The 4,595-nt window shown below is 74.2% G+C and carries 5 protein-coding genes; 4 read left to right on the top strand and 1 reads right to left on the bottom strand.

Features of this window, described 5'->3' with window-relative positions:
• The 3 genes from ACSNOC_RS27000 to ACSNOC_RS26990 all read left to right on the top strand — a co-directional run.
• Positions 1-539: LppU/SCO3897 family protein (locus ACSNOC_RS27000; protein ID WP_436750200.1), on the top strand; the 539-nt coding region annotated here is incomplete at its 5' end.
• A 14-nt stretch (positions 540-553) separates the two neighbouring features.
• Positions 554-1,150, top strand: a complete 597-nt coding sequence (locus tag ACSNOC_RS26995) for a hypothetical protein (RefSeq protein WP_436750199.1) — start codon at positions 554-556, stop codon at positions 1,148-1,150.
• A gap of 31 nt (positions 1,151-1,181) precedes the next feature.
• Positions 1,182-2,015, top strand: a complete 834-nt coding sequence (locus tag ACSNOC_RS26990) for an SDR family oxidoreductase (protein ID WP_436750198.1) — start codon at positions 1,182-1,184, stop codon at positions 2,013-2,015.
• Between the two features lie 135 nt (positions 2,016-2,150).
• Here ACSNOC_RS26990 and ACSNOC_RS26985 read toward each other — a convergent pair whose 3' ends face one another.
• Entirely contained in the window at positions 2,151-2,447 is a 297-nt protein-coding gene (locus ACSNOC_RS26985) for a DUF3303 family protein (RefSeq protein ID WP_436750197.1), read from the bottom strand.
• Positions 2,448-2,696: 249 nt separating this feature from the next.
• Here ACSNOC_RS26985 and ACSNOC_RS26980 point away from each other — a divergent pair.
• A partial coding sequence (locus ACSNOC_RS26980) for a PAS domain-containing protein (protein WP_436750196.1) occupies positions 2,697-4,595 on the top strand: 1,899 nt, incomplete at its 3' end.

Raw genomic sequence — 4,595 nt, 5'->3', positions numbered from 1 at the left:
TCGGCGACGTCCTGCGGTTCCGGGTCGGCCGGCCGTACGACGACACGGTCCCGGACCCGACCCTGGAGCTCTACCAGTCGGTCGTCGCGGGCGACTGCCTCAACAACTGGATGATCTCGGAGACCGACTGGGTCAGCGACACCCCGGACGTCGTCCCCTGCGACGACGACGGCGCCGGCGTGTGGGTGTCGCAGACGTCGGACACGACGAGCGCCTGCCCCGTGGACGCGGGCCGTTCCTACCTCTCCTACAGCGCCGGCTACGAGACCGTCGCGCTCTGCGTCACCCGCCAGTTCGAGGTCGGACAGTGCTTCCTGGGCATGGCGGACGGCACCGCCAACCTCATGAGCTGGGTCGACTGCGCGCAGGGCGTCCCGGCCCCCTACAGCCTCACCTACAACGTCACCGGGGTCTACTCGGCCCCCGCGACCGTCCAGGGCGACGAGTGCCGTCAGTCGGCCGGGGACCAGAACAGCTACTACTGGTGGACCGTGGACGACAACACGGTCCTGCTCTGCGCCGTGGTCTACAACGGCTAGCCGACGGGGGAGACATGAGCCAGCCCTGGCAGCAACAGACGCAGTCCGCAGCCGGATTCGGCCACCCCGGATTCGGCCAGCCGTATCCGTACCAGCCCGGCACGGCCCCGCCCGTGCCGCCACCGCCCGCCCGCCGGACCTCGCCGGGCCCGGCGATCGCCCTGACCGCCGCCGTCGCGGTCGCGGCCCTCCTGCTGTACGGCTTCCTCACCGGCATGGTCGTCGACCTGGACGCGCTGGTCGAAGAAGCGATCCGTACCGGCGACTCCGAGCTCGACATCGCCCAACTGACCTGGCTCGCCGCGGCGGTGGGCGCACTCGTCGGCCTCCCGGCCGCGAAGCTCGCACCCGGCCGGCCGGGCCTGTACTGGCTCGCCGGCGTCCTCGCGCTGGCGGCGATGCTGCTGGGCGAGACCTTCGCGACCGCCGTCCTCGCCGCCGAGGCGTCGGACGGCGCGGAGAGCGCGTTCGAGCTGTTCTTCGACGACTTCTCCGACCTGTGGGAGTCCTGGACGGAGAACGCCCACGGCCTCACCTGGCCGCTGGTGGCCCTGGCCCCGGCCGGCGCCGTCCTCACCGGCTACCTCCTCGGCCACCCCCGGAAGCCTTGAAACCTCACGGCGCACCGGCCAGGCTGAGGCCATGCCCAAGACCGTACTGATCACCGGATGCAGCGGAGGGATCGGACTGGCCACGGCCGTGGCGGCCCACGCCCGCGGCCACCGGGTCTTCGCCACGATGCGCGACCCCGCCCGCCGGCCGGCCGCCCTGGGCACCGCCGTCGAGACCCTCCCGCTGGACGTGACCGATCCCGCGTCGGTGCGGGACTGCGTCGACTCCGTGCTGAAGGCGACCGACGGCCGCCTCGACGCCGTGATCAACAACGCGGGCACCGCCTCGGCCGGATTCTTCGAGGACACCCCGGACGAAGAGGTCCGGCGGGTGATGGACACCAACTTCCACGGCGCCCTCGCCGTCACCCGCGCCGTCCTCCCGGCCATGCGCGCCCGCCGCTCCGGCCGCGTCATCCTGGTCAGCAGCATCATCGCCCTCAACGCCCAGGCGACGCTGTCCTCGTACGCCGCGTCCAAGTGGGCCCTGGAGGGCTGGGCCGAGGCCCTCGCCCTCGAACTCGCCCCCTTCGGCATCCGCACCGCCCTGGTCCAGCCCGGCGCCTACCGCACGGCGATCTTCACCTCCGCCCCGACCTCCGTCCGGCCGGGCAGCCCCTACACGGCCCTCTTCACCGACATCGAGGCCCGCTTCCGCGCGGCCGTCGACCAGTCCGCCCGCGACCCGCGGGAAGCCGGCGCCCGGATCGCGGCCCTGGTGGACGCCCGCCGCCTGAAGTTCCGCACCCGCCTCGGCCCCGACGCCAAACTCGGCGCCCTGGTGGCCCGCCTCCCCGCCGCGCCCCGCCACCGCCTCCTCAGCCACCTGGTCGGCCTCCCCCGGAAGGCCGACCCGGACCACTGAGCGGGGCCCCGCACCGGGCGGAAGAAGACGCGGATCCCGGCCCGGCCCTGGGGCCCTGGACGGCCGGCCGTCCAGGAGGGGGCCCGGGCCGGGGAGAGCACTCCTGACGCGGGCCGTTCCGTCCCCGGGCCCGGCTCAGCCGGAGGCGTACCGCTGAAGCCCCGCCTTGACGTCGTCGAACGTCATCACCGGCATCATGGTGATCTTCGCGCCGAGCTCCTGGAAAAGCGGTTCGCAGACGTCCGGGATCTCGGCCGGCTCGTCCAGGTCGAAGACCAGGTATCCGGTGCGCGCGCCGTCCTGGGCGCCGAAGAAGGCGGCCTCCGGCTTGAGTCTCTCGATGGCGCCGCCCATGACCTGGGCCATGGTCTCGTTCTTGATGGCCTCGTTCGCCTTGTCGGTGTCGAACTCCGCGATGAGCATCGTTCTCATGCCAGGGTCACCTCTCCTGTGCGGCCGGGCGGCCCCGAGCCCGGTATGACCTGCTTGCCGTGGCAGGTCGATCGTGACCCGCGCCCGGGCGCGCCGCACCCGGGCCGGGCCATCCGGGGCGCCCCCCGGGACCCGTGGCCGCCCGGGGCGCGGGGGATCATTGGAGTAATAAATCCATATAAGCGAAGATTGAGATCCAGGTGGGCCGCGCCGGAGGGGCCCCGGATCTCCGAAGGGCGAGGACGGCCGATGAGCGCCAGTCGCGGTGAGGGCCCGCACGAGCGGTGGGGCCCCGTGCGGGCCGCCCGGCTCGGCCTCCTCGCGACGGTGGACAGCGGCCAGGGGGACATCGAGGTGCTGCGGCACGCCGTGCTGCACGCGACGGCCGAGCTGGGCGGGCTCGGCGGCATGGCCCACCTGCGCGCGCGGGCCATCTCCCGCGGTCTGCGGCTGGTCGCGAGCGACGGGCTGTCCGGCTTCACCCGGCCCTGGACGTACATCGCGGACCACGGTCCCGCGGCCCCGGCCCGGGCCGTCCAGGAGAACGGGTTCGTCTACCTGCCCACGATCGGCGTCCCCGAGCAGGCGTACGGGCGCGACCCGGAGCCCGTGGCCGGACCGGAGGACGCCGGGATCGCCTCGGCACCGCTGCCGGGGCCGGAGCCGGAGGGGCCGCTGGGCACCCTGACCGTGGTGCTCCCCGCCTCCCGGCCGCCGGATCCGGGGCAGCGGGCGTTCCTGACGGAGGTGGCCCGGTGGGCGGGCGAGCGGCTGCGGCAGACCCCGCCCGGACCCGGCGGAGTGTCCCCCTCCCTGCTGTCCGGACCGGGGCGGCAGGGCCGGGAGCCGTCGTCGCGCGAGCCGTCGCGGGAGCCGCGGGCGGACGAGGTGGGGAACTGGGAGTGGGACCTGCGCACCGGTGAACTGACCCTGGACGACCGGACCTTCGAGGCACTCGGCATCGACCGGCAGGCGTTCGACGGATCGGTCGAGTCCTGGGTCGGCCTGATCCACCCCGACGACGTGCCGTGGGTGACGGCCGAGGCCGACCGGGGCATCCGCACCCGCGGCCGGTACGACCTGGAGTACCGGATGCGGCGCGCGGACGGGACCTACGGCTGGATCCGCAGGCGCGGCCGGATCGTCACCGAGGAGCACGGCGAACCGGTCCGCATCGTCGGCACCGCGTGGAACACCACCGGCACCCATGGCGCCCTGGAGTCGGTGGGGCGCGCCCTGCTGCACATGCGGGACGGGTTTCTGTCACTGAGCGGGGACGGGCGGATCGGGTTCGTCAACGCGGCGGCCGAGCACCTGCTGGGCCCGGCGCGGGAGCTGGTCGGCCGGCCCCTGTGGGACGTGCCCGCGCTGCGGGACGTGCCGGGGGTGGAGCAGCGCTGCCACCGGGCCGTCAGCGAGAACGAACCGGTGGGCTTCGAGGTGCCCGGACCGGGCGGCGACCAGTGGTACCACCTGCGTCTGGTGCCCATCCCCGAAGGGCTGGCCGTCTACGTCGCGGACATCACCGAGCGGCGCCGGCGCGAGGCCGAGCGGCAGGCCGCCGAGCGGGCGGCGGCGGAGCGGACCGCTCTGATGTCCCGGCTGACGCGGGCGCTGGCCGAGGCGGTCACCGCCCGGGACGTGGTGACGGCCGTCGCCGACAGCGTGCTGCCGCCCCTGGGCGCCACCGGGCTGATCGTCGCGGTGCTGGAGCACGAGCGCCTGAACGTGGTCGGTTCGGCCGGCTACTCCCGCGCGTTTCTCGACCGGGTGCACGGCACGCCGCTGTCGTCCGCCGTCACCGGCGAGGCGCTGCGTACCCGTACCCCGGAATTCAGTGAGTCGGTGCGGGAGTTCCTCGCCCGGCACCCCGAACGGCGCGACCTGGCGGGCGTCGAGGGGAAACAGGCCGCGGCGTTCCTGCCGCTGATCGCCTCCGGCCGCACCATCGGCGTCTGCGTCATCTCCTACGATGGCCCGCACCACTTCACCGAGGACGAACAGACCCTGCTCACCGCACTCAGCGGCCTCACCGCCCAGGCACTGGAACGGGCCGGCCTCTACGACGCCGCCACGGCCCGCGCCCGGGAGCTCCAACGCGCCCTGCTGCCGCGCGTGCTGCCCTCGCTCCCCGCCCTCGCCGCCGCC

This window comes from Streptomyces sp. URMC 129, from assembly GCF_051386415.1.
Taxonomy (GTDB): Bacteria; Actinomycetota; Actinomycetes; order Streptomycetales; family Streptomycetaceae; genus Streptomyces.
This window is presented reverse-complemented; position numbering and strand designations above follow the sequence as displayed.

Bases quoted from the DNA above. Each gene is read 5' to 3' on its own strand.
- ACSNOC_RS26985 (WP_436750197.1), bottom strand. From the start codon at position 2,447: ATGAGAACGATGCTCATCGCGGAGTTCGACACCGACAAGGCGAACGAG.
- ACSNOC_RS26990 (WP_436750198.1), top strand. From the start codon at position 1,182: ATGCCCAAGACCGTACTGATCACCGGATGCAGCGGAGGGATCGGACTG.
- ACSNOC_RS26995 (WP_436750199.1), top strand. From the start codon at position 554: ATGAGCCAGCCCTGGCAGCAACAGACGCAGTCCGCAGCCGGATTCGGC.